This is a genomic window from Jiangella gansuensis DSM 44835, assembly GCF_000515395.1.
In the GTDB taxonomy this organism is placed as follows: domain Bacteria; phylum Actinomycetota; class Actinomycetes; order Jiangellales; family Jiangellaceae; genus Jiangella; species Jiangella gansuensis.
In genome coordinates, this window is sequence record NZ_KI911782.1 from 2,682,320 (window position 1) to 2,705,986 (window position 23,667).

At 70.2% G+C, this 23,667-nt stretch carries 22 protein-coding genes, 4 tRNA genes and 1 pseudogene; 15 read left to right on the forward strand and 12 right to left on the reverse strand.

Annotated elements, in window-relative coordinates:
- Positions 1-40: 40 nt before the first annotated feature.
- Entirely contained in the window at positions 41-637 is a 597-nt protein-coding gene (locus JIAGA_RS33095) for a ribosome small subunit-dependent GTPase A (protein ID WP_051426029.1), read from the forward strand.
- Positions 638-1,207: 570 nt separating this feature from the next.
- Here JIAGA_RS33095 and JIAGA_RS0112945 read toward each other — a convergent pair.
- The 3 genes from JIAGA_RS0112945 to JIAGA_RS0112955 form a co-directional block, all read right to left on the reverse strand.
- Positions 1,208-1,279 (reverse strand) — tRNA-Val (locus JIAGA_RS0112945).
- 14 nt (positions 1,280-1,293) lie between these two features.
- Positions 1,294-1,364 (reverse strand) — tRNA-Cys (locus JIAGA_RS0112950).
- A gap of 26 nt (positions 1,365-1,390) precedes the next feature.
- Positions 1,391-1,463: transfer RNA gene (locus JIAGA_RS0112955), tRNA-Gly, on the reverse strand.
- A 57-nt stretch (positions 1,464-1,520) separates the two neighbouring features.
- Here JIAGA_RS0112955 and JIAGA_RS0112960 point away from each other — a divergent pair.
- Both JIAGA_RS0112960 and JIAGA_RS0112965 read left to right on the forward strand, forming a co-directional pair.
- Positions 1,521-2,561, forward strand: coding sequence for a chorismate-binding protein (locus JIAGA_RS0112960; RefSeq protein ID WP_051426030.1), 1,041 nt, complete (start codon positions 1,521-1,523; stop codon positions 2,559-2,561).
- Complete coding sequence (locus tag JIAGA_RS0112965; RefSeq protein WP_026875989.1) at positions 2,555-3,385, forward strand: aminotransferase class IV; 831 nt, start codon at positions 2,555-2,557, stop codon at positions 3,383-3,385. The genes JIAGA_RS0112960 and JIAGA_RS0112965 overlap by 7 nt, the downstream gene beginning before the upstream one ends.
- A 4-nt stretch (positions 3,386-3,389) precedes the next feature.
- Here JIAGA_RS0112965 and JIAGA_RS0112970 read toward each other — a convergent pair whose 3' ends face one another.
- Positions 3,390-3,947 (reverse strand): CGNR zinc finger domain-containing protein, encoded by a 558-nt coding sequence (locus JIAGA_RS0112970; protein ID WP_026875990.1) that lies wholly within the window; start codon positions 3,945-3,947, stop codon positions 3,390-3,392.
- An 83-nt stretch (positions 3,948-4,030) separates the two neighbouring features.
- Entirely contained in the window at positions 4,031-4,453 is a 423-nt protein-coding gene (locus tag JIAGA_RS0112975) for an SsgA family sporulation/cell division regulator (protein ID WP_026875991.1), read from the reverse strand.
- Positions 4,454-4,552: 99 nt separating this feature from the next.
- On the opposite strand from JIAGA_RS0112975, the gene JIAGA_RS0112980 reads away from it, so the two are divergent.
- Together JIAGA_RS0112980 and JIAGA_RS29505 are read left to right on the forward strand one after the other, a co-directional pair.
- Positions 4,553-4,624, forward strand: a tRNA-Val gene (locus tag JIAGA_RS0112980).
- Positions 4,625-4,963: 339 nt separating this feature from the next.
- Positions 4,964-5,449: pseudogene (locus JIAGA_RS29505) on the forward strand (SAM-dependent methyltransferase).
- A gap of 263 nt (positions 5,450-5,712) precedes the next feature.
- On the opposite strand, the gene JIAGA_RS0112990 reads toward JIAGA_RS29505, so the two are convergent.
- Positions 5,713-6,693 (reverse strand): oxidoreductase, encoded by a 981-nt coding sequence (locus JIAGA_RS0112990; RefSeq protein ID WP_026875992.1) that lies wholly within the window; start codon positions 6,691-6,693, stop codon positions 5,713-5,715.
- A 51-nt stretch (positions 6,694-6,744) separates the two neighbouring features.
- Between JIAGA_RS0112990 and JIAGA_RS0112995 the strand changes: the two genes are divergently transcribed.
- Together JIAGA_RS0112995 and JIAGA_RS0113000 are read left to right on the forward strand one after the other, a co-directional pair.
- On the forward strand, positions 6,745-7,161 hold the full coding sequence (locus JIAGA_RS0112995; protein WP_026875993.1) for a MerR family transcriptional regulator: 417 nt from the start codon (positions 6,745-6,747) through the stop codon (positions 7,159-7,161).
- Between the two features lie 145 nt (positions 7,162-7,306).
- The gene (locus JIAGA_RS0113000; RefSeq protein WP_026875994.1) at positions 7,307-8,053 is read left to right on the forward strand and encodes a phosphotransferase family protein; all 747 of its coding nucleotides are present in this window, start codon (positions 7,307-7,309) and stop codon (positions 8,051-8,053) included.
- Between the two features lie 290 nt (positions 8,054-8,343).
- On the opposite strand, the gene JIAGA_RS0113005 is transcribed toward JIAGA_RS0113000, so the two are convergent.
- From JIAGA_RS0113005 to JIAGA_RS0113030, 6 genes are all read right to left on the reverse strand, one after another.
- Positions 8,344-8,526, reverse strand: coding sequence for a hypothetical protein (locus JIAGA_RS0113005; RefSeq protein ID WP_026875995.1), 183 nt, complete (start codon positions 8,524-8,526; stop codon positions 8,344-8,346).
- A 142-nt stretch (positions 8,527-8,668) separates the two neighbouring features.
- A complete protein-coding gene (locus tag JIAGA_RS29510; RefSeq protein ID WP_051426031.1) occupies positions 8,669-10,336 on the reverse strand; it encodes an ABC transporter ATP-binding protein in 1,668 nt (555 codons plus the stop codon).
- Complete coding sequence (locus JIAGA_RS0113015; protein ID WP_026875996.1) at positions 10,333-12,039, reverse strand: ABC transporter ATP-binding protein/permease; 1,707 nt, start codon at positions 12,037-12,039, stop codon at positions 10,333-10,335. Before JIAGA_RS0113015 ends, JIAGA_RS29510 begins: the two co-directional genes overlap by 4 nt.
- Before the next feature lie 2 nt (positions 12,040-12,041).
- Positions 12,042-13,061, reverse strand: a complete 1,020-nt coding sequence (locus tag JIAGA_RS0113020; RefSeq protein WP_026875997.1) for an ABC transporter substrate-binding protein — start codon at positions 13,059-13,061, stop codon at positions 12,042-12,044.
- Positions 13,058-13,879 (reverse strand): ABC transporter ATP-binding protein, encoded by an 822-nt coding sequence (locus JIAGA_RS0113025; protein ID WP_026875998.1) that lies wholly within the window; start codon positions 13,877-13,879, stop codon positions 13,058-13,060. Before JIAGA_RS0113025 ends, JIAGA_RS0113020 begins: the two co-directional genes overlap by 4 nt.
- Positions 13,876-14,883, reverse strand: coding sequence for an iron chelate uptake ABC transporter family permease subunit (locus JIAGA_RS0113030; RefSeq protein WP_035814135.1), 1,008 nt, complete (start codon positions 14,881-14,883; stop codon positions 13,876-13,878). Before JIAGA_RS0113030 ends, JIAGA_RS0113025 begins: the two co-directional genes overlap by 4 nt.
- A 346-nt stretch (positions 14,884-15,229) precedes the next feature.
- Here JIAGA_RS0113030 and JIAGA_RS29515 point away from each other — a divergent pair, with 346 nt between their 5' ends.
- The 8 genes from JIAGA_RS29515 to JIAGA_RS29535 all read left to right on the forward strand — a co-directional run bounded on the left by JIAGA_RS29515 (position 15,230) and on the right by JIAGA_RS29535 (position 23,652).
- Entirely contained in the window at positions 15,230-16,048 is an 819-nt protein-coding gene (locus JIAGA_RS29515) for an RraA family protein (protein ID WP_035812498.1), read from the forward strand.
- Between the two features lie 252 nt (positions 16,049-16,300).
- Entirely contained in the window at positions 16,301-17,539 is a 1,239-nt protein-coding gene (locus tag JIAGA_RS0113040; protein ID WP_169738862.1) for an ABC transporter substrate-binding protein, read from the forward strand.
- 61 nt (positions 17,540-17,600) lie between these two features.
- Positions 17,601-18,476 (forward strand): carbohydrate ABC transporter permease, encoded by an 876-nt coding sequence (locus JIAGA_RS29520; RefSeq protein ID WP_051426032.1) that lies wholly within the window; start codon positions 17,601-17,603, stop codon positions 18,474-18,476.
- Positions 18,473-19,360 (forward strand): carbohydrate ABC transporter permease, encoded by an 888-nt coding sequence (locus JIAGA_RS0113050; protein ID WP_084469654.1) that lies wholly within the window; start codon positions 18,473-18,475, stop codon positions 19,358-19,360. The genes JIAGA_RS29520 and JIAGA_RS0113050 overlap by 4 nt, the downstream gene beginning before the upstream one ends.
- Complete coding sequence (locus JIAGA_RS29525; protein WP_084469655.1) at positions 19,357-20,151, forward strand: SDR family NAD(P)-dependent oxidoreductase; 795 nt, start codon at positions 19,357-19,359, stop codon at positions 20,149-20,151. Before JIAGA_RS0113050 ends, JIAGA_RS29525 begins: the two co-directional genes overlap by 4 nt.
- Positions 20,148-21,272 (forward strand): mandelate racemase/muconate lactonizing enzyme family protein, encoded by a 1,125-nt coding sequence (locus tag JIAGA_RS0113060; protein ID WP_051426034.1) that lies wholly within the window; start codon positions 20,148-20,150, stop codon positions 21,270-21,272. The genes JIAGA_RS29525 and JIAGA_RS0113060 overlap by 4 nt, the downstream gene beginning before the upstream one ends.
- Entirely contained in the window at positions 21,269-22,426 is a 1,158-nt protein-coding gene (locus JIAGA_RS29530; RefSeq protein WP_245597264.1) for an aminotransferase class V-fold PLP-dependent enzyme, read from the forward strand. Before JIAGA_RS0113060 ends, JIAGA_RS29530 begins: the two co-directional genes overlap by 4 nt.
- Complete coding sequence (locus JIAGA_RS29535; protein WP_157553118.1) at positions 22,423-23,652, forward strand: amidohydrolase/deacetylase family metallohydrolase; 1,230 nt, start codon at positions 22,423-22,425, stop codon at positions 23,650-23,652. Before JIAGA_RS29530 ends, JIAGA_RS29535 begins: the two co-directional genes overlap by 4 nt.
- Positions 23,653-23,667 lie beyond the last annotated feature (15 nt).

The following is a 23,667-nucleotide window of genomic DNA, read 5'->3' on the forward strand; positions in this document are numbered from 1 at the left end:
CTAGTGACGCGGGAGGCCTCGCCGAACCGGAGGTCTCAGCATGTCGTCGTCTCTGATCCGCCTGCGCCAGCTGGGCTGGAACGCCGCCGTCGAGCAGCGGTTCGCCGCCTACCGCGGTTCCCACCAGCCGGCGCGCGTGTGCCGTGTCGACGACGCCGGTGCTGACATGGCCGGCGGATCCGGCGCGATCCGAGCCACCTACGGGGGCGCACTGCTGTGCACGGCGGCCGGCGACGCCACCGCCTGGCCGGTGCCCGGCGATTGGGTGGCCGTCCGTGACTGGCCCGACGACCGGGTGACGCTCGAAGCCGTTCTGCGGCGCTCCACGCTGCTCCTCGATGGCGACGGCGGGGTGACGGCCGCCAACATCGACACCGTGGTGGACGCCGGTGGTCCGGACCTCGCGTCGGCGCTCGCGGCCGGCCAGACGGTGGCCGTGGTGGGCTCCCGCGACGCGGTGAGCGCCGCCGTACGAGGCGTGCTGCGGGACGCCATGGGACCGGGGACCCTGCCGCTGCCGCGACGCGAGAGCGCGACGCAGGCGGTGGCCGTTCCGGGTGGGGGAGTCGTCGTCGCGGTGCCGGATCTTGAAACGACCTGGTCGCTCGTCACGGCGACGGCACGGCGACCGGCCTGATGCGGTGTCCATCGGGGCCGTGTCACGGCGTACCGGAGCGATCACCGACCCGCTTGCTGGCCACTGGTAACGACTTGGCCTGTCGTCACGCTTTCCGTCCGGACTCCGATGCTTGGCGTTACGAGAGGCCAGCAACCGCCCCGTGCAGGGATCACTCCGCGACGACATGACCCCCCGGACCTTCGACGAAGCTGATGACGACGCTGCCGACGAGCTGGTGCGGCATGGGGAGTGTGAGCACTGTGCAACGGCGACGCCGCACGCGGGGGTGGCCCCGACCGCTGGTTTGGGGCGGTCAGGGCCGGCGGCGTCCCGCGACCCAGGAGCGGAACGCCGACACCTGAAACATTCCCGATCCGGGCTCGTCCATGCGTGTCTGGCGCCTAGCCCAGCCACTCGCCGAGCAAGAGTAGTGCGCAGGTGAGCAGCATGCACGAGAGAGTGAAGATCGCCAACCTGCGCTGATCCGGCGTCATGCGCGTCGCGCGTAGCGCTGGGACACATGATGACTACCGCTGCACGGTCAAGAAAAGGCCCTATCGACAAGATCGATAGGGCCTTTGAGCTGGGTGGGCGATACTGGGATTGAACCAGTGACCTCTTCCGTGTCAGGGAAGCGCTCTCCCGCTGAGCTAATCGCCCCAGTCTTCGTGCCGAGGTGGAGACGGGATTTGAACCCGTGTAGACGGCTTTGCAGGCCGTTGCCTCGCCTCTCGGCCACTCCACCGTGATGAGGCCGAAAGCCTCGCTCCGAGCGGACGACGGGACTCGAACCCGCGACCCTCACCTTGGCAAGGTGATGCGCTACCAACTGCGCTACGTCCGCATGCACCTGTCTGGGCCGGAGCCCGAACTGCGGTGCGGGTGAAACATTAGCCCATCGATGCCGCCGTCGCCAAACCCGGTAGCGTCGCGTGGCGTGGACGAGTCGTCGCGCCCCCTCGCGTACCTGGGTGGGATGCTGGCCACCGGCCTGAACGAGCTGTCCGACGACCTGCGGGTCTTGGACGGCGGTGGCCGGTGGGCCGTCGTCGTCACCTTCGAGGGCCAGGTCACGTGTGCCCGGTTCGACCGGTGGGAACCGGCGCCGCTGCCGCACGCGGAGCGGCCATGGAAGGGGCCCGGAGCCGACGACTGGACGTCGTCGCTGGACCGTGACGGCTACGTCGGCGCCGTCCGGGCGGTTCGGGAGCTCATCGCGGCGGGCACGGTCTACCAGGTCAACGTGTGCCGGATGCTGGCCGCCGAGTTGCCGGCCCCCGCCGACGGCCTGCTGCCGCTGGCGAACCGGCTCCAGGAGCGTCACCCCGCGCCGTTCGCGGGACTGGTGGACGTGCCCGGCGCGCGGGTCGTGACGGCGTCGCCGGAGCTGTTCCTGCGTCGCGACGGCGAGCAGGTGACGTCGTCGCCGATCAAGGGGACCGGGCGCACCCGGCGGGACCTGGCAGCGAAGGACGCCGCCGAGAACGTGATGATCGTCGACCTGGTCCGCAACGACCTGTCGCGGGTGTGCCGTACGGGCACCGTCGTCGTCGACGACCTGCTGGCGGTCGAGCCGCACCCGGGCCTCGTGCACCTGGTGTCGACGGTGAGTGGCCGACTGCGGCCCGGAGCGGGCTGGCCGGAGCTGTTCGCGGCCACGTTCCCGCCCGGATCGGTCAGCGGAGCACCGAAGTCGAGCGCGCTAGATGCCATCGAGGCGTTGGAGCCGGTGCCGCGCGGGCCGTACTGCGGTGCCATCGGCTGGGTCGACGCCGACACCGGCGAAGGTGAGCTGGCCGTCGGCATCCGTACGTTCTGGGCCGACGACGGCGTCCTGCGTTTCGGCACCGGCGCCGGCATCACCTGGGGCTCGGACCCGCAACGGGAATGGGCCGAGACGGAGCTGAAGGCGGAGCGCCTCGTAGGCTTGGCCTCGTGCTGACTTGGGTCGACGGTGAACTGCTGGACGAGGCCGACGCGAAGGTGAGCGCCTTCGACCACGGCCTCACCGTGGGTGACGGTGTCTTCGAGACGGTGAAGGTGGTCGGCGGCGTGCCGTTCGCGCTGGGCCGGCACCTGGCGCGGCTGGGCCGGTCCGCGGCCGGGCTGGGTCTGCCCGCGCCGGACGAGTCGACGGTCACGAAGGCGTGTGCGGCCGTGGCCGCCCAGGCCGGGCAGGGCATGTACCGGCTGCGCATCACGTACACCGGTGGCTTCGGCCCGCTCGGTTCCCAGCGCGGCGACGCCGGGCCGACGCTCGTCGTGGCCATGGCGGCCGCCGCGCCGATGCCGCCGGTCACGACGGTGGCCGTGGTGCCGTGGCCGCGCAACGAGCGAGGCGCGCTGGCCGGGTTGAAGACCACGTCGTACGCCGAGAACGTCGTCGCGCTGGCTCGCGCCGCCCAGGTGGGTGCCACCGAAGCCATCTGCGCCGACACCCGTGGCCGGCTGTGCGAGGGCACCGGCAGCAACGTCTTCGTCGTCGTCGACGGGCAGGTGCTGACGCCGCCGACGTCCACCGGTTGCCTGGCCGGCGTCACCCGTGACCTGGTGCTCGAATGGACCGACGCCGAAGAGGCGGAGCTCGACCTCGAGGTGCTCGACCGCGCCGAGGAGATCTTTCTCACCTCGACGACGCGCGACGTCCAGGCGGTCTCCGCCGTGGACTGGGGTTCCCGACGACGTGAGCTGGCGGCTCCCGGGCCGGTCACCGCGCGACTGGCGACGGTGTTCGCCGAGCGCAGCGCCGCAGACCCCGAACCGTAGTTCGTCAGACGGCGGCGGCCCGCTGGCGCTCGCGGTAGGCGGCGACGTGCAGCCGGTTGCCGCAGGTGCGGCTGTCGCAGTAGCGCTTGGAACGGTTGCGCGACAGGTCCACCAGGACCCGCTGGCAGTCAGGTGCGGAACAGATCTGCAACCGCTCCTGCTCGCCGGCCACTACCACGAACGACAACGCCATCCCGGCGTCGATGAGCAGGTGCTCGGCCGGCGCGGAACCGGGCGCGAAGTAGTGCATGTGCCACGAGTAGTCGTCGTGGTCGGTCAGCCGCGGTGTCACGCGGGCGCCCTCGAGCAGCTTGTTCACCAGCAGCGCGGCACGCGACGTACCGACGGCCCCGAACACCTCGCGCAGCCTGGGCCGCAGGTCGCGCACGTCGCGGAGGTCGTCATCGGTGACGGACTCGATCTCACTGATCTTGTGAGTGTCGATGAACGCGCGCAGCGCGCCGACATCGGGCAGACCCTCGGTGCCGGTTGCCGTCGGATCGGTGTTCACCAGGTCGACGACGACCTCGAGGGAGTGTTCGACGTCGTGGCTGAAAGTCACGGGTGTTCTACCTCGCGTAGCCGGGATCTCGGGTGCAGAAGACCGTAATCGACGGGTGCGCGCTGCACAACAGCGACGTCCGGTCAGGTACGGTCGAGCAGCGAGTCCAGCACCGCGTCGATGCTCAGAAGGTGGCCCTCCAGGCCGCGCGGAACCAGCGACCAGGTCTGGATCAGGAAGTCCTCGACAGCCGACGCGGGAGCCTCCAGCGCCGCATCCCCTTCAGGGGAGCGCAACCGGATCCGCACCGTCGGCGTGCCGTGCGCGTCGAGCGCCGGCCAGATGGTGATGTCGCCGTGGCCGCTCGGCTCGTCCAGCCCGGCGCCCAGCAGGTCGCGGGCGAAGATCCACGGGACGGGTTCCCGCGCGGTCGTGTCGAACACGGCGGTGACCGCGAGCGGATCGGACGCGGTGTAGCACAACTGCGCCTGGATGTACCGCTCACCCTCGTCGGCGTCGTCGAGCAGCCGCAGGGCCAGCGGATACCTGATGGTCGACGAGTACATGGCCAGTAGTGTCTGCCCAACTCGGACATCGCGCAACGCGAAACTCGCCCGGCGGTTTCTGTCTCGGCGCCGTGGTGCGGTATGGTTCTGCTCGCGCCCGGGCGATTAGCTCAGCGGGAGAGCGCTTCGTTCACACCGAAGAGGTCACTGGTTCGATCCCAGTATCGCCCACCCAGGTCAGAGTAGTTATCGATCACCCCGGTCAGGCCTTCGCAGGGTATCTGTGTGATGGTCCTGGTCTGTTTGAGTCCAACCGCGTCGGTGCCCCGGACCTGGATGCTGGGTCACTGACGGTCCACGACGAACGTCGTCGCCCGACACCCGCCCAGAGAGCACCAGCGCGTGCCCGCCGGCGAGTTCCTTGGTGATGCTGAGCATGACGACGCCGCCGTCGGGCTGCCGCGGAGCTGGACGCCTGGGCCACGGACTATCTCGATACGGTGAGCCTCACCGCTTGATCGACAAGGTGTCGTGGGTCTACGCCGAGCGCTGCCGTCCGGAAGGGTGATCATGGCTGAGTCGTACGAGGTCGTGCCGGTGGCGCAGGTCGTCGATGGGCGGGTGGAGCCGAGCGACGACTGATGGGGCGGCACCCGCTCGATCATCCGGATCGACTCGGACCGCTTCACGGCAGACGCCACGAAAGGTCTGGACGAGTTCTCGCATCTCGAGGTCGTCTTCCGCTTCCACCTCACCGATACGACTGACCTGCATCTCGGCGCCCGCCGGCCGCGCGACAACCCGGACTGGCCGGAGGTCGGCACATTCGGGCACCGGAACATGCGCCGCCTGAACTGGCTTGGCGTCTCGCGGTGCCGATTGCTCGCCGTCGACGGGCTGGACCTGCACGTGGAGGACCTGGACGCCGTGGACGGGACGCCCGTGCTGGACATCAAGCCGTGGTTCTCGGTCATGGGTCCGCGCGGTGACGTCCACGAACCGAGCTGGCCGTCGCAGATGCTCGCGGACTACTACGCGACACCCAGCACGAGCTGACCTAGGGCCGACCACGCCACCCGTTGCCAGGCCGCCCGGCCTTCCACGCCTCGAGGTCATCGACGAGCCAGAGCGGGTAGCGGCCGATGTGGCGCTGCGGGTGAGGGGCGCGGCGCGAGAACCTAATCGGTACGCGATCTGCTTTGACGCTGGGCGTCCGGGTTGGCGGCCTGGCGGGTTGCGATCATGGTGGCCCGGAGAGACTCAACTTGTGACCGGCCGTCGGGCTGTTCGCTGGTGATCTCGTATCGACGTCGGCGTGACTATCCACCTGTGCCCCGATGGTGCCGGTCGACATCGGTGCCGGTGAGGTCGGCTGACATGCGCCAGAGCCGGGCGGCGGCGTTATGGTCGAGGATCCAGGGTTTGACGCCGCCGACGAGCATGTCGTCGGAGGTGGCCGGTTCGGCGATGTCGCAGTCCTGGCAGTAGGCGCCGCCGTGGTGCTCGAGGAGTGGCGAGGTCGCTGCCCAGATCGCGGTCGCGGCACCCTGTTCGGCGGTCTTGAAGCCGGGCGCGGGCTTGTCGGACTCGCCGGCGATCCAGCCCAGTTCGCGTTGGGTCTGCAGCGGCACCTCGCGCTGAAGCGGTGTGAGGATGCTGCCAGGATGCACCGCGAATGCGTGGGCGCCTCGGGGCGTGAGCAGCGTGTCGAGATGCAGGGCGAAGAGCGCCACGGCCGTTTTCGATTGCCCGTAGGCGGTCCGCTGGTCGTATTCACCGGCCCGGGAGAAGTGCGGGTCGTGCCAGCGGATGTCGGAGAGGAAATGGCCGGCCGATGAGAGTCCCACGACGCGCGCTCCAGTGGCGAGCGCGGGCAGCAACATCGTCGTCAGGGTGAAGTGCCCGAGATGGTTGACCGCGAAGTGCGCTTCCCATCCGGGACCGACGAGCGTCCGTGGTCCGTGCATGATGCCGGCAGCGTTGATCAGAATGTCGATCGGCCGGCCGGTGGCGAGGACGTCGCGCGCGAACGTGCGGATACTCGCCTGGTCGGCGAGGTCCAGCTGCGCTGTGGAGGCCCTAGGGATGTCGCGCAGCGCGGAGCGAGCCACGTCTGGTCGTCGGGCCGGGACGAGCACGTCCGCTCCGGCGTCGGTGAGCGCATGTGTCATCGCCAGGCCGAGGCCGGAGTAGCCGCCGGTGACGATCGCGAACCGGCGCGACAGCTCGATGCCTTCGAGGACGTCGGATGTGGTGGAGTCGTGACCGAAGCCGCTGTTCAGGGAGGTCGGAGTGAGCATGCCGACGACGGTAGATTCTCGAGTGAACTCTAGGTCAAGGAGCGCGGGAGAGTGAGTGACGACCTGTCCATTGGTGATGTCGCTGTGGCAACGGGGCTGAGCGTGCACGCCCTTCGCTACTTCGAAGAGGAAGGCCTGTTCCTACGCCCCATACCTCGCACGGCAACCGGGCGCCGAAGGTATTCCGCCGAGGACGTCGAATGGCTGCACCTGTGCAACCGCTTCCGCGCTTCGGGGATGCCGATCGCGAGCATCCTGAGATTCGCCGACCTCGTGCGTGAAGGGCCCGGGAACGAGGCCGCACGGCTGGAAATGCTGCGTGACCACGAACGGCACGTCCGCGCCAAGATCGCACAACTGGAGGGTGATCTCGCCGTCATTTCCGGCAAAGTCCAGACCTATGAACAGCATCTCGCCGCCGGCCGGGCGGCCGAGCTGTGGAACCCGACGGTTCGATCCTCCGGTTGACAGCGGTCCACAAGGGGGTGGGCTTGACGCTGGCCAGAGGTCGGTGTCGTGCACGAGGCCGCCGGGTAGCGGGACACGGTCAGCCGCGTTTCGCACGCGACAAACCCGGCGACGTCGGTGATCGTCGCCGGGATACTGGTCGCCCATGGATCAGCTCGAAGTGGTCGTCGCCCATTCCGAGCGCGTGACTTTGCGGGTCGGCGACGTGTTCTTGAAGGTGGACGCCGATCAGGCGCGCGTCGACGTCGAGGTCGAGGCGATGTCCCTCGCGCCGGTCCCGACCCCGGAGATCCTGTGGCGCAAGCCGCCCGTGCTCGCGATCGCCGCCCTCGCGGGGACGACGCTTGGGCGCCTCGGCGGGCCGTCGACCGGGTCGCCGGCGGCGTGGGCCGCGGCGGGCGCCGCCATCCGACAGCTGCACGAAGCGCCCCTGCCGCCCCTGCCCGGCCGAGCCGGCCGGAGCATCGTCGCGCTGGCCGCGGAACTCGACGACGAGTGCGAGCTGCTCGTGACGAACGGTGTCCTGCCCGCTGACCTGGTCACCCGCAACCGCCAGGTCGCCGAGGCCGCGCTCCGGCCGTGGACTCCGGCGTTCACACACGGCGACCTGCAGATCGCGCACGTCTTCGTCGACGGCGAGGAGGTCACCGGCATCATCGACTGGTCCGAGGCGGGCCAGGGTGATGCCCTGCACGACCTCGCCACCTTCACGCTCGGACACGAGGAGCACCTCGACGACGTCATCGCCGGCTACGGCACCGACATCGACCTCGACGTGATCCACGCGTGGTGGTCGTTGCGAAGCATGCTGGCGGTTCGCTGGCTGATCGAACACGGCTTCGACCCTTTCGCGCCAGGCTGCGAGGTCGACGTGCTGAGATCCCGGATGTGAGGCTGCGGCGGGCCCGACTGCTACGTATGTGTTCTGACGCAAGCACGACGAGATCCGCAACCTCGACATCCACGAGAACGATGCCGTGGCCGAGGACCAGTTCCGATCCTGGATCGAGCAGGCCAGCCACCTGCCTGGCGAGAAGATGTGACGCAGCCGGGTCCGGCGGGTCTGGCGTGTCGCGGCTGACACGCCAGATCGACGCTCAGGCCTCTACTGTCCGACGCGCGTCGGGCACCTCGGCATTCTGTTGTCAGAAGCGACGTCCGCCCCGGAGCGGTGTGGATCGGTCACTCCGGGTCGTGGTGCACCCGATCACCGTCGCGGATCCGGTCGCGGATGCTACGGAAGGCGGCTCGGGCGGCCTGGGCGGCGTGCGCGACCATGCGGTCCACCTCCTGCTGGCGGTAGGCGATCTCGGCTTGGACGATCTCCAGCGTGTTCATGACGTCCTCCTCGAACGCTGTCGTCACTGACGAGATTCGTCCTGAGGGCAGGACCGGCACATCGGACATCCACGCAGGCCGGCAGCCGTGTACCTCTTACTGGACGGCTACCTGGGTAAGGGGCCGCAGCCGGAGGCCACCGACGTCATCGATTCGCACATCGCGTGCGTCAGCGCGGCTGTGTACGCGTGGTGTCGTCGTCGGCGAGCCGGCCGTCGTGGAGCCGGATGATGCGGTCGCAGGCGGCGATGGTGGCGGGACGGTGGGCGATCACGAGGGTGGCGCGGGTGCTCGGTTGCCGGAGGAACGCGGAGATGGCGGCGTCGGCGTCCGGGTCCAGGGCGGCGGTGGCTTCGTCGAGGATGAGGACGGCTGGGCGGTTGACCAGGGCGCGGGCGATGGCGACGCGGGCGCGTTGCCCGCCGGACAGTCCGGCCCCGCGCTCGCCGACCTCGGTGGCGAGGCCGTGGGGGAGCCCGGCGCCGGGCTCGAGGATCCCGGCCTGCTCCGCGGCGTCCTGCAGGTCGTGGGCCGGTGCCGCCGGCGCACCGAGCCGCAGGTTGGACTCGATCGTCCCGGTGAGGACGGGGGCGTCCTGCGGCACCGCGGTGACGAGTTCGCGCAGCCGCGCGTCGGGGAGCGTCGCGGCGTCGTGCCCCGCGATGAGGACGGTGCCGTCGTCGGGGTCCCACAGGCGCAGCGCGAGCCGGGCGCAGGTCGTCTTGCCCGCCCCCGACGGGCCGACGAGGGCGACGGTCTCTCCGGGACGGACGGCGAAGGAGACGCCGTCGAGGACTGCTCGGCCCTCCTCGTAGCTGAACGAGACGTCACGGAACTCCAGACCGGTGCCGAGGTCGTCGAAGTGCCTGCAGGTCGGCGCGGGCTCGCTGGTGGCGGGCGGGCGGTCGAGGATCTCGACGATCCGCTGGGCCGATTCGCGCAGGGTGCCGGCATTGCGGAGCAGGTCGGAGATCTGCGCGGCCGGTGCGAGCGCGGCGGTGGAGATGGTGAAGGCCAGGGGGGCGAGCTCGGGGGCGAGCGTGTCGTGGGTGAGTGCGGCGACGGCGAGCGCTCCGACGGCGGCGAGCGCGAGCAGGGTGTCGGCGATCGCGCGTTCGAGGCCGAGCCGGGAGGCGACCTTCGCCTGCGTGCCGGTCATGGACGAGGTGCGCGCCGCGATGTGTCGGCGCCGCTCGTCCAGGGCGCTGGCGCCGCGCAGTTCGCGCAGCCCCTGGATGGTGTCGATGATGTCGGATCGGAGTGCGACGCCGTCGACGGCGAGGGCGGCGGCTTGGCGGCGCGCGACGCGGGAGGTCAGCCACGGGGTGGCGACGCCGGCGACGAGCAATGGAACCCAGATCAGCAACAGCCAGGGTGTGATCAGCACGCTGCCCGTCACGGTCACCACCAGCACCAGGGCCGCGGTGACCGTCTGGGCGACGGTGTGTGCGTAGAGCCACTCGAGCGTTTCGACGTCGGCGAGTGCCGTGCTGGTCAGGTCGCCGCTGCGGCGGCGGTGCCGGCGGTCGGGGAGGCTGCGGCGCAGGCTGGTGAAGATGCGGTCGCGGAGGATCCCGATCAGCCCGTAGGCGAGGTCGTGCGAGGCCATCGCCTCCCGCCAGGTCGCCAGCGCGGTGACCACGGCCGCGGCGGCGAGGACCGCCGCGGCGACACCCAGGTGTACCGGGTGGCCGGCGAGGGACCGGCCGATGAGCAGGGCGAGGCCGGCCGCGATCCCGAGGGTGCCGAGCTGGACGACGACGTTGCACACCAGGGTCTCGACCAGGGGACGGGGCCGGCTCGCGATCACCGGCACCAGCCGGCGGACGGCGCTCATGATCGTCCGTCCGAGGTCGGTACGGCCGCCACCGATGCGGCCGCCACCGCGACGTGCGCGGCGGGCCCCAGGCGGCCATCATCGACGCGGAGCACCGTCCCGGCATGTCGGGTGGCGGTGTCGCGGTGCGCGATGACGATTTTCGTGGAGCCGGGGGTGGCGCGTTCGATGCCGTCGAGGACGCGCCGTTCGGTGTCGACGTCGAGCGACGAGGTGGCTTCGTCGAGGACGAGTACGGATGGTCGCGCCACGAGTGCTCGGGCTATCGCGAGACGCTGCCGCTGCCCGCCGGAGAGCCGGGCCGCGTGCTCGTCGAGGACGGTGTCGTAGCCGTCGGGGAGGGCCTCGACGAAGGCGGCGATGTCGGCCGCGGCGGCCGCGGCGCGCAACTCGTCGTCGGTGGCGCCGGGCCGGTGCAGCGCGAGGTTGTCACGGACGGAACCGGCGAACAGGTAGGTGTCCTGCGCGACCACGGCGAGGCTTCGGTGCAGGGCGTCGAGGGTGTAGTCCCGCAGGTCGCGCCCGTCCAGGTTGATCACGCCCGCGTCCGGGTCGTGTTCGCGTTCGAGCAGCCGGGCCAGCGTGCTCTTGCCCGAGCCCGACGGTCCGACCAGGGCGACCGTCGCGCCGGACGGGACCCGGAAGCTGACCTCGGTGACACCGGAGCTGCTGCCCGGATACCGGAAGGTCACCCGTTCGAACGCGACCGAGGCACCGAACGGCGCCGGCTCGGCGTACGACCCGGAGTCGGTCACGGTGGGCCGGGCCGACAGGAGTGCGTCGAGCCCGTCGACGGCGGTGAGGCCGAGGTACCCGGCGTGCCAGTGTCCGCTGAGCTCACCGATCGGCCGGAAACACTCGCGCGCCAGGAGGAGGGTGCCCAGCAGGGAGGCGCCGGCCTCCGAGCCGCTGGGCAGGCTCGCAATGGCGACGACCACGGTGAGTACGGTGCCGAGGTGCAGCGCGGTGGCGCTGACCGCGCTCTCCACCAGAGAGATCCGTAGCTGGGCCATCGTGTGCTCGTGCAACTCTTCCGACCGCGTGCGCAGGCGGTCGCCGGTGCGGGCCCCGGCGCCGAAGACCCTGAGCAAGGGCATCGACTGGACGGCCTCGAGGTAGTCGGCCGACAGACGCTCGAACCGCGCCCACCTGCTCCGCCCGGTGGCCAGGAGACGGGCGTCGGAGAACCGGGGCGCGATCACGGCGACCAGAACCGCGACCCCGAGCACGCCGCCCGCGGCCGGCGACTGGGCGGCGACTGCGACCACGAGGGCGAGCGGTACGACGGTGACGACGGCCAGCTGGGGCAGGTAGCGGGAGTAGTAGGCGTCGAGACCTTCGACGCCGTCGACCAGCGTCGCCGTGATCGAGCCCGCTCGACCGCCCTGGGTGTAGGCAGGCCCCAGCGTGACCAGCTGGGCGAGGAGGCGGTCGCGCAGCCGCGCCCGGATGGCGATGCCGCACCGAGCGGTGATGACCTCCCGTGCCCAGACCAGGACGGCGCGGGCCACCGCGGTGAGTCCCAGCCACGGCAACCCGTCGACCACGCGATCGAGCTCGGCCGCGACGAGCGCGGCGAGGGCTGCCGCGACCTGCAGCGCGAAGAGCACGTGCAGCGCGGTCACGGCCAACGTGGTCGCGGCCACGAGGGCGATGTGCCCCGGTACCAGGCCGGCCAGCTGCAGCAGTCGGCGGTGGATCATCCCTAGAAGGCGTCGGGGTAGAGCTGTTCGGCGACCTGCCGCACCACCGACACGTTGCCGAGGGTCCCCGGGAACGTGTCGGCCGAGGAGATGGCGATGAGCCTCCCGTCCCGGACCGCGGGCAGATCCGGGAAGGTCGTGGTCAGGTACTCGCGGGTGGCTTGCTCCTGGGCGTCGTCGGCGGCGGCGAAGACGAGGGCGTCCGGGGCCTCCGCGGCCAGCGTCTCGGGACTGATCTGCGCGGCGAAGAAGTCGGCGAACGCCGGGTCGTCGGGTCCGAACACGTTGTCGGCGCCGGCCAGTCTCAGCATGTCGTACTCGACGCCGGCACCGATCGCGGTGAGTGTGCTGCCCTCGACGTAGACCTGCGCGACCCGAGGCCGCTGCCGGCCGTCGATCGCGGCGGCCACCTCGTCGAGCTCTGCCTGTGCCTGCTCGACGAGTGCCTCGGCCTCGTCCTCGGCTCCGAAGATCTGTCCCAGGTTCCGCAGGTCCACGAAGAGGTCGTCGACGGTTCCCTCCATCCGGCGGTCGAAACACCCGCCGGTGGCGACGTAGGCGGCGACCCCGGCCTGTTCGAGCTGCTCGATGCTCGCGAACCCCTGTTCGGCGGTGAACTCGTACGTCGTCGGCGAGAACACGAAGTCCGGTTCGGCACCGAGGAGCTCCTCGCGGCTGGGCGGCGTCGCATCACCCAGGACGGGGATGTCCGTGGCGAGCTCCGCCACGTCGTCGGGCAGCGTCTTGGTGCCCACCTGCGCCTGTCCGACCATGCGGTCGGAGAGCCCGAGGCGAAGCAGCAGCTCGGTCTGCGACGGGCTGAGCCCGACGACGGCGCTCGGGGTCCCGGTGATCGTGACATCGCGGCCGCAGTTCTGGATGGTCGTCGCTTCGGCGGCGTCGCCGTCGGCGGCGGGGGCCGATTCCGTCACGGACGTGCCGCAGCCGGCCAGCGTGAGGGCCACAGCGAACCCCGTCACGACGGCGGAGGTTCGGGCGCTGCGAGCGGAGGTGGAACTCATGGGGTGGTCGCTCCTTCGGGTTCGGGGCGGATGACGGTGGATGCGGACGGGGCCTGCGGGTGACCGAAGGCGAGGACCGTCCGGCCGGTCTCGGGATCGGGCAGGAAACGAGCGTCGACGTCGAAGACCTGCCGCACGAGTTCCCTGGTCAAGACGTCACGAGGTGGGCCGTACGCGACGAGCCGGCCGTCCTTGAGAACGGCGACCTCGTCGCAGTGCGCGGCCGCGAGATTGAGGTCGTGCAGCGCGGCGATGACCGTTCGGTCGAGGCTGCCGACGATGCGCATCAGCTCCAGCTGATGGGCGATGTCGAGGTGGTTCGTCGGCTCGTCCAGGACCAGGACCGGGCCGGCCTGCGCGAGCGCCCGGGCGAGCATGACGCGTTGTTTCTGCCCTCCGGACAGCTGCCCGACCATGCGGTCGGCCAGCTCGAGCGCCCCGACGCGGACGAGCGCCTCCTCGGCGATCCGCAGATCCTGTGCCGTGTCGCGCCCGAACGACGAGCGGTGCGGCACCCGGCCGAGGAGTACGACCTCGAGGACCGTGAGATCGAACTCGGCGGACGTCTCCTGGAGCATCACGGCCACCGCGCGGGCCACGTCACGCGGCCGCAGCCGCCGGACGTCGTCCTCGTTCAGCAGGGCCCGTCCCGCTCGTGGGGTGACCGCCCGGTACAACGTGCGCAACAGGGTGGACTTCCCACTGCCGTTGGGACCCAGCAGCCCGACGAACCGGCCGTCCTCGACCGCCATGGACACCGACCGCACCACGTCGGTGCCACCGAGCGCGACGGTGAGGTCGTCGAACACCACCCTCATCGGTCGAACCCCGCGCGAGATGCCGAGCCGCGCCGCATCAGCCAGAGGAAGAACGGCGCTCCGACGAAGGCGGTCAGGATGCCGAGCGGGATCTCCGTGGGTTCGGCGACCGTCCGGGCGAGCAGGTCGGCGAGCATCAGAAACGCCGCACCGCCGAGGACCGTGACCGGCAGCATCCGCCGATGGTCCGAGCCGACCAGGATCCGTGCCACATGCGGGATGACCAGCCCGACGAACCCGATGCCGCCGCTGACCGACACGATCGCGCCCGTGAGCAGTGAGGCCACGAGCAGCAGCAGGCCGCGCAGCCGGGCCACGTTCACACCGAGCGCCGTCGCCGACTCGTCGCCGGTCAGCAGGGCGTTCATGGGCCGCAGCTGCGTTCCCACCACCACGCAGGCGACCACAAGGGCGATCGCCGGCCCGATCAGGCTCGGCATCGTGGCCGCGGAGACACTCCCCAGCAGGAAGAACAGGACGCTCACGACGTTCTGGGCGTCGGTCGTGACCGTCAGGTAGCTCGTGATCGCGCTGAACAACGTCCCGAGTGCCACTCCGGAGAGGATCATCCGGGTCGGCGACAGCTGACCCCGCTGCCGGGCGAACATCGCCACCAGAACGCTGGCGCCGAGGGCACCGACGAAGGCCGCGGCGCTCAGCGAGAGGCCCGCGACCGCCGTCGAGCCGGCGACGATCACCAGCACCGCGCCCACGCTCGCGCCGGATGAGACGCCCAGGATGTACGGCTCGGCCAGCGGGTTGCGCACGATCACCTGCATCACCGCTCCCGCCAGCGCCAACCCGGCACCGGCGACGCCCGCCAGCAACGCGCGCGGGAGCCGGAAGTTCCACACCGCCTGGTCCTGCAGCTGCGTCAGACTCCCGTCCGTCATCCACGGCATCCCCGGGACGAGGTGGCCCAGCACGATGCGCGCCGCGTCGACGACGCCGACAGCCACCGGCCCGACGGCACTGGACACCACGACGAGGCCCAGTATCGCCATGACCAGCGCCGCACACAGCGATGACGTCACGTATCGGCGTCGCCGCAGCCCGGGCCGGTGCGGCGGACTGTCGGCGACCGGCGCGGCTCGGCGCGGGACGGAACGGGTGGTCACGGTGGCCTCTCTAGGTCGGGACAGAACCTAGATGAGAACTGTAATCGCTCGCAACTTCAGTTGGTTGCGCCTCGTGTTCGGCCGGCCCTCGCCGCGCCCCAGCCGCCTAGAGGACTAAGCGCACGTTGCGCTCTGCGCAATACGTTCTATAAAGCTACGCTGAGTCGCCGCGACAGGCATTCACCTGCCCGCTACCGGGCGAGCGAACGGCAACCGTAAAGGAGACGCGTAGATGATGGAGATGTCTCGTGCCGAGTTGGTTCGGCTCACGTCGGCATGGACGGGGGACCGGTTCGAGGACGGCCGGCCGCGGGTTCCCGAGGACACCTTGGGACGGCTCGCGGCACTCACGGCCGAGCACGCGTGGCACGTGCTCGACGAGAACGGATACCCGTATCAGTACGTCGGCGGCTGGCGCTCGACCCAGGATCGCCCGCTCGTGGGCCGGGCCGTGACCTCGCAGTACCTACCGATCCGCCCCGACCTCAACGACGCCGTCGACGCCGCCGGCCGGGATCGGGGTTTTGCGGCGGGCTCGCAGCAGAACACGTGGGTCGTCGACTCCCTCGTGGCCGGTGACGTCATGGTCGCGGACATCTTCGGCAAGGTCTCGGAAGGCACGGTGATCGGCGACAACCTGGGATCCGCGGTGGCCGTGCGCACCCAGGCGGGCGCCGTGATCGATGGCGGCGTGCGCGATCTCACCGGGCTCAGCAGTCTGACGAACGCGAACTTCTACTATCGCGACACCGACCCCACGCCCATCCGCAACGTCACCCTGGCCGGTGTGAACATCCCCGTCCGAATCGGCCTGACGACCGTCCTGCCAGGTGACGTCGTCTTCGGGACCAGGGGCGGCGTCACGTTCATCCCGCCGCACCTGGCCGAAGAGATCGTCCGGCAAGGCGAACTCATCCGCGACCGCGACCACTTCGCCAAGCAGCGCATCGCCGAGGGGCGCTATTCGAGCGGAGAGATCGACGTCCCGGCGTGGCCCGAGCCCATCGAGGAGGATTTCCGCGCCTGGTCGCTAGCCCGGTCCACGCAGTGACCGGCGGGGACAATTGCGGCAATCGCATCACGGCTTGTTCACGGTATGCACAGCTTGATCCGATCATTCGAGATCACTATTGCACATAGCGCAATATTTCGGCGAAGTGAGCACGAAACCGTTGACAGCCCGAGATTGCCGTTGCCATCATGGCGGCCAGATTTCCAATCACGTTGCATAATATGCAACGCCAAATCCGGTGGGTGCTGGGACGAGTGTCAGCGAACCGCCTGCGGCGATGATGGAGGACGGATGCACGTGCGAGTTCGGAGGTTGACGGCGATGGCCGCCGTCCTGTGCGTGGCCGCATCGGTGGCCGCGTGTGGCGACGACGAGAGCGCCGACGGGTCGGTGACCATCGAGTGGTGGGTCCCGGACTGGGATGAGGACGCGGCGGCACAACTGCTCGACGAGTTCGCCGAGACCCACCCCGACATCGAGGTCAAGACGGTGCGCACCACATGGGATTCCATGGCGAACCAGATCCGGGTGGCGCTAGATTCCGGTGACACTCCGGATCTGATCACCGAGCTGACCTCGCGCATTCCCGTGTACGCCGCGGAAGGGCAGCTGCTGGACCTGACGGACTGGTACGACGACGAGATGCCGTTGGACGACTTCTACGAGGCGGCCATCTCGACGGCGAGCCACGACGACAGCATCTACGGCGTCCCGTTCCGCTGGGACGCCGGATCGATGGTGTACAACGCCGATCTGTTCGCCGAGGCCGGCATCGACACACCGCCGACGACGTGGGCCGAGCTGCAGGACGCGGCCGAGAAGATCCAGGATCTCGGCACGTACGCCTACGGCTGGCCCTTCGGCGACGCGAACAACGCCCGAGTCCGCTGGCTGAACGAGTACTACAGCCAGGGCGGCGACTTCACCGAGTCGGACGACGGTTCGGTGTCGATCGACGAGGACGCTTCGCAGGCCGCACTCGAGGTCCTTTCCGAGGGCTTCGAGGAGGGCTACGTCACGCCGTCGTCTCTGGAAGCCACCAACACCGACCTGCAGAACCTGTTGATCAACGGACAGCTCGCGTTCTATTTCGAAGGTGCGTACGCGGTCAAGCCGATCGAAGAGGCGGGCATCAACGTCGGGACGGCGATGTGGCCGGGGCCGGACGGCCCGGGCACCGTCAGCGCCGACGGGTTCTCGCTCATCGTTCCCGAGGGGACGGAGCACCCGGATGAGGTCAAGGCGCTGGCGCAGTTCCTGGCTCAGCCCGAGAGCCAGGCGCTGATGACCGAGACCTTCCCGGCCCGCGAGAGCGCCGCCGACGCGGAGCGGTTCCAGGACCCTCTCTTCGCGCCGTTCCTGGAGCAGCACGGCCAGTACGCCAAGAGCCGCCCGGCCTACGCCGGCTGGGAGGACCTCGTCCCGACCATCCACGCCGCCCTGCAGAACCTCGCGCTGGGCAACCAGTCGCCGGCGGAGGCGAACGAGTCGATCATCCAGCACGCCGAGCAGGTGCTGCGGGTTCGATGACGTCGTGTGAACGGGAGGGCGCGCGCCGCGTGCCCTCCCGGCGCACGAGAAGGGCGAAACCATGACAGCACGAGCGCTGCGGACGAACCCGGCTGCGCGCCGTCGCAACCTGGTCGGATGGTCGCTGACGCTGCCCAGCATCGTCGTGATGGCCGTCCTGACCGTGTTGCCGCTGGCCACGATCCTGATCGGCGCGATCTCGGCGCAGGGCTGGGACCGGCTCCAGCGGATCGCGGCGAATCCGGCCTTCGGCCAGCTGCTCACGAACACCGCCATCTGGGTCGTTGCCGGCACGCTCGGTTCCTTGGCGTTCGGCATCGCCGGTGCGCTCGCTCTTCAGCACCGGCTGGTGAAGCTGAAGGGTGTATGGCGGGCGATCCTGCTGATCCCGTGGATCACGCCCACGGTTGTCGCTGCGACGGCCTGGAAGTGGTTCTACAGCCGCGACTACGGTGTGCTGAACTCCCTGCTGATGTCGGCGGGGATCCTCGACGAACCGGTCGGATGGCTGACCGACACGCGGGTCGCCCTGCTGGCCGTGGTGCTGGTGCACGTGTGGGCGACGTTCTCGTTCGTGATGCTGATGATCTCGGCCGGGTTGCAGACCATCCCGCAGGAGCTCTACGAGGCGGCCCGGATGGACGGCGCCGGACCCGTACGCACGTTCCGGAGCATCGTGCTGCCGAGCATCGCGGACATCGCCTTCATCGTGACGCTGATCGTGACGGTCTGGACGCTGAACTCGTTCCTGCCGGTGTGGGTCATGACCGGCGGCGGGCCGGCGGGGGCGACGAACATCCTCCCGGTGCAGCTGTACCAGTACTTCCTCCAGGGCGACGAAGGAGCGATCCACGTCCTCGCGACGATCCAGCTGCTCATCACCATGACCATCGCCGCGCTCTATGTGCGACGCACCCGGAAGGACCCGCAGCGATGACGGCCTTGGACACCGCACCGCGCCGCCGGATTCGGGGGCGCCGTCTCGGGACGCCGATGCTGGCTCGGCTGGGAGCCGGCGTCTCGTACCTCGTGCTCGGGTCCCTCGCGGTCTTCGGTCTGCTGCCCGTGGTGGTGATGCTCGCCACGTCACTCAAACCGAGCGACCAGATCTTCCGCATCCCAGCCGAGCTGTTCCCGTCGTCGCCGACCTTCGACCACTACGTGAACGTTTTCACGTCGTCGGACATGCCGCGGGCCATCGGCAACAGCGTGCTGGCCGCGGCTCTGACGGCGGCGATCACCCTGGTGGTCGGTGGGACCGCTGGCTATGCGATCGCCCGGATCCGGTTTCGCGGCACTGGGCCGGTCTCGATCGCCCTCCTGCTCGGTCAGTTGCTACCGGTGACCGTCCTGTTGCTGCCGTTGTTCCAGATCGTGTCCTCGATGGACCTGGTCGACACGATCCCGGGTGTGGTCGTCACCCATCTGACGATCGTCCTGCCGCTGGTCACCTGGATGGCCACGTCCACGGTACGCAGCGTGCCGGTCGAGCTGGAAGAGGCTGCCATGATCGACGGATGCACGCGGCTGCGAGCGGTGCGCTCCGTGGTCCTGCCGGTGGCCGGGCCGGGCATCATCGCGCTGGGCCTGTTCTCCTTCTTGCAGTCGTGGAACGAGTTCGTCTTCGCCTCGGTGGTGTCGAGGTCGACGAGCTCACGGACCGCGCCGGTCGCGTTGACCGACTTCGCCGGTCAGTTCCAGGTCGATTGGGGCGCCACGATGGCGGCCGCGACGGTCATCTCACTGCCGATCACCATCGCGTTCCTCTTCGTCCAGCGCTACTTCATCCAGGGCATGTCGGCCGGGGCGGTGAAGGGATGAGCCGTGCGGTGGTGACGGGGGCGGCCCACGGCATCGGAGCGGCGACAGTCCGCGCCCTCACGCGCCGCGGCTTCGAGGTCCTGGCGTGCGACGTGGAGCCGGTCCCTGCGGCCCACTCGGGCGAAGGCGCCGTATCGAGGCTCACCGTGGACGTGGCGGCCGAGGACGCGGCAGGCGTGATCGCACAGCGGGTCGCCAGCCGGTTCGGACAGCTCGACCTGCTCGTCAACAACGCCGGCATCGGTGCGGAGGCGCATTTCGGTGACCTGTCACGCGCCGACTGGCAGCGCGTCATGGACGTCAGCCTCACCGCACCGTTCCTGCTCACCCAGGCGTTGTGGCCGTACCTGCGCAAGCCCGGCGGCTCGGTGGTCAACGTCAGCTCCGTCCACGGGCAGCGCCCGTTGCCGGGACAGGTGGCCTACGCCGCCGCGAAGGGCGGCCTGGAGAACCTCACCCGGGCGATGGCGCTCGACGCGGCACCGGACGGCGTGAGGGTCAACGCCGTCGCGCCCGGTTTCACCCGGACCCAGCGATGGGACGACTGGCTGTCCCGGGAGGGCGAGCGAGCCGACTGGCACCGGGACGAGGTCGCGCGGCTGATCCCGTGGGGAGCGCCGGCCGAGCCCGACGACGTCGCCACGGTCATCGCCTGGCTCGGCACGCCCGGTGGCCCGCCGCTGACCGGAGCGGTCGTCCCCGTCGACGGCGGACTCGGCGTGCAGGCATTCGCTCGCCTAGAACCGGAGGACGTCGAGCGCATCACACGAAGAGAGGCACCAGGAGTATGAGTTCGACGATCATCGGCGTCGACGCCTTCCACGTCCAGGTCCCCGTTCGGCTCATCGCCGACGGCGGTATCGCCCCGTACGCGGGCAGCCAGGACGCGCACGGTGTCACGACGGCGCAGAGCCTGCTGGTGCGGGTCCGCACCGACGACGGCATCAGCGGGTGGGGCGAGATGAACACCGGCTTCGACCGAGCGGTGGACGTCGCGCTGGTGAAGCACTGGATCGAGCCCGCCCTCGTCGGCCAGGACGCGACGCGCATCCGCGCCACCATGGACCGGGTGGACGCGCCGTACTGGCCGCAGTTCGGCCGACGGGCCCTGGCGTGTGCCGCGGAGATGGCACTGTGGGACGTCACCGCCCGGAGCATGGGCCGCCGCGTAGCCGACCTGCTCGGCGGTCCGGTTCGCGACCGCGTCGACGTCGCGTTCTGCTTGGGCATCACCGACGCCGCCACCAGTGCCGACGTCGCTCGGCGCGCGCTGGACGGCGGTTGGCGGGCGTTCAAGACGAAGGTCGGTACCGATCTCGACGCCGACCTGGAACGGATCCAGGCCATCGTCGACGCGACCGGCCGTCGGTTGCGACTGCGGCTCGACGCCAACCAGGCCTATGACCGGATCACCGCCCTGACGTTCCTGCGGGAGGCGGCCGCCTTCCCCATCGAGTACATCGAGCAGCCGCTGCCGGTCGGGGACTACGCCGGGCACCGTGCTCTCGTGGAGCGCGGCCTCGTGCCCATCGCCATCAACGAGGACGCCTACACGGCCGGCGGGGTGGCCCGGGCGGCATCGGAGCGCAGCATCGACGCTGCGGTGGTCGACATCGAGGCCGCGGGTGGCGTCGGCGGGCTGCTGGAACTGGCCGCGGTCGGTGCTGCGTTCCACATCCCGCTGGCGCATCACTGTGGCTGGGACCTGGGTGTGAAGACCGCCATGATGCTGCAGGTCGTCGCGGCGACGCCGGCCATCGGCCTGGCGTCGGACTCGACGTACGCAATGCACTTGGACGACATTCTGGCCGCGCGGCTCGAGACCAAGGACGGCTCGATGCCGTTGCCGGACGGTCCGGGCATCGGCGTGGACATCGACGACGACGCCGTGGAGAGGTTGACGTGGCGATGACCGGACCGGCACCACAGACGGCGCGGATCTACGACGACCTCGGGATCCGGCGTGTCATCAACGCGGCCGACACCTACACCGCCTGGGGCGGTGGACGGTTGCCCGACGAGGTGGTCGCCGCGATGTCGGCGGCAGCGGCGCATCACGTCGACATCGGTGCCTTGCTCGGCGCGGTGGACCGCCGGATCGCCCTGTTGACCGGGGCGCCCGCCGCGCACGTCGTGAACGGCGCCGCGGCGGGCCTCGCGGTGTCGGTGGCCGCATGCATCACGGGCACCGACCCGGCCGCCGTCGGCCTGCTCCCGGACACCCGCGGCCGGCCCTCCGAAGTGGTCATCCTCGCGGCACAGCGCAACAGCTACGACCGCGCCGTCCTCGCCGCCGGCGCCACGCTCGTCCAGGTGGGCCATGCCGACTCGACCCCGCCGTGGGCGGTCGCGGCCGGAATCGGGCCGTGGACGGCGGCGGCGCTCTACTTCGCCGGAACCGAGTTCGAACGGTGTGCCCCGCCGCTGGAGGACGTCGCCGCGGCCGCCCACGCACACGACGTGCCGGTGATCGTCGACGCCGCCGCGCAATTCCCACCGGCCGGCAATCTCACCCACTATCTCGACCGCGGCGCGGACCTCGTGATCTTCAGCGGAGGGAAGGGACTGCGCGGCCCGCAGTCCACCGGGCTCATCCTCGGCCGCGAGGATCTCGTCGCCGCCTGCGCCGCGAACTCCTATCCGCACCACTCCGTCGGCCGGTCGATGAAGAGCAGCAAGGAGAACGTGCTGGGTCTGCTCGCCGCAGTCGAGCGGGCGGTGAAGCTGGACTGGGACGGGGAGTACCAGCGTTGGGTGGATCTGCTCGCCGGGTACCAGGCCCGGCTGGCCGCCATCCCCGGCCTACGGACGTGGATCGTTCCGACGGGCCGGCTCGGCCAGACCTGCCCGCGGCTGTTCCTCGAATGGCCCGCGGAGGCCGGCACCACGGCGGCGGACCTGGAACGCCGGCTGGCCGCCGGCGATCCCGCCGTCGCGATCGGCGTGGACGACCCGCGCTCGCACCGGGCCTTCGTCAATCCGTACTCCGTCCTGCCCGACGAGGAGGAACACCTGATCGCCGTCGTCGTAGAGGCCCTGCGTGCGCTGATCGAGGGGGAGAAGTGAACGGACACCCGACCCCTGACGTGGACCTGGCGATCGTCAACGGTCGTGTCTACACACCGGAGGGCTTCGCCGACGCGTCCGTCGGGATCCGGGACGGCCGGATTGCCTATGTCGGCGATCCGGCCACCGCCCCGCCGGCGCGCGACACCGTCGACGCCGACGGCGCGCTCGTGGTTCCCGGCCTGATCGACCTGCACACCCACGTCTACCTCGGATCGGCGAGGCTGGGCGTCAACCCGGACAAGACGGCCGCGCGCAGCGGCGTGACCACCTGGGTCGATGCCGGCACGAGCGGTGCCGGCACGTTCGAGGGCCTGTTGCTGCATGTCCGCGACCGCAGCCGGGCGCGCGTCGTGCCCTTCCTCAACATGTCCTACATCGGGCTGGCACCCGCGGGCATGCTGACCCGCGAGGTCGGCGAACTGTGGGACCCCGCCTTCGCCGATCTGCGGGCCGTGCTCCGCGCGGCCGAGGAGTTCCCGGGCGAGATCAAGGGCATCAAGGTGCGGGCCAGCTCCAATGCGCTCGGCGACAACGCCCCCGTGGTGCTGCCCCAGGCGAGGGAGGCCGCGGACGAGCTCCAGGTGCCGCTGATGATCCACATCGGCATGGCGCCGCCCACCCTGCCCGAGGTGCTGCCGTACCTGCGTGCCGGCGACCTCCTCACGCACTGTTTCCACCCGCACGCCGGCGGGCGGATCATCGGCTCGGACGGCCGCGTGCGGCCGGAGGTCCGCGACGCGGTGGCACGCGGGGTGCTGCTGGACGTCGGCCACGGGGTGGCCAGCATGTCGCACCGGGTGACCCAGCAGGCGCTGGACGAGGGTCTGCTGCCGGACTCGCTCTCGTCGGACCTGCACGCCGAGAACGTCGGCGGACCGGTCAAGAGCATGCTCACCGTGATGGAGATGTTCCTGGCGCTCGGCATGCCCCTGGAGGAGGTGCTCGACCGGTCGACCCGGCGGCCCGCGGCGGCGATCTCACGGCCCGACCTCGGCCGGCTCGAACCGGGAGCGACGGGGGATGTCGCCGTCCTCGCGCTCGAGCCGACCGACCGCTGGAAGCAGGACTCCACCGGCGTTCGCATCCAGCTCACCCAACGCTTCGTTCACCGGCTGACGGTCGTCGGCGGCGAGATCCTCGCGCCGTTCGACGACGGCCGGAACGAGTTCCGTTCCTCGCCGTGGCTGTCGAAGTTCGGCGCCACCGAGGACGACGACCACTGAAACCCGAACTCGGAA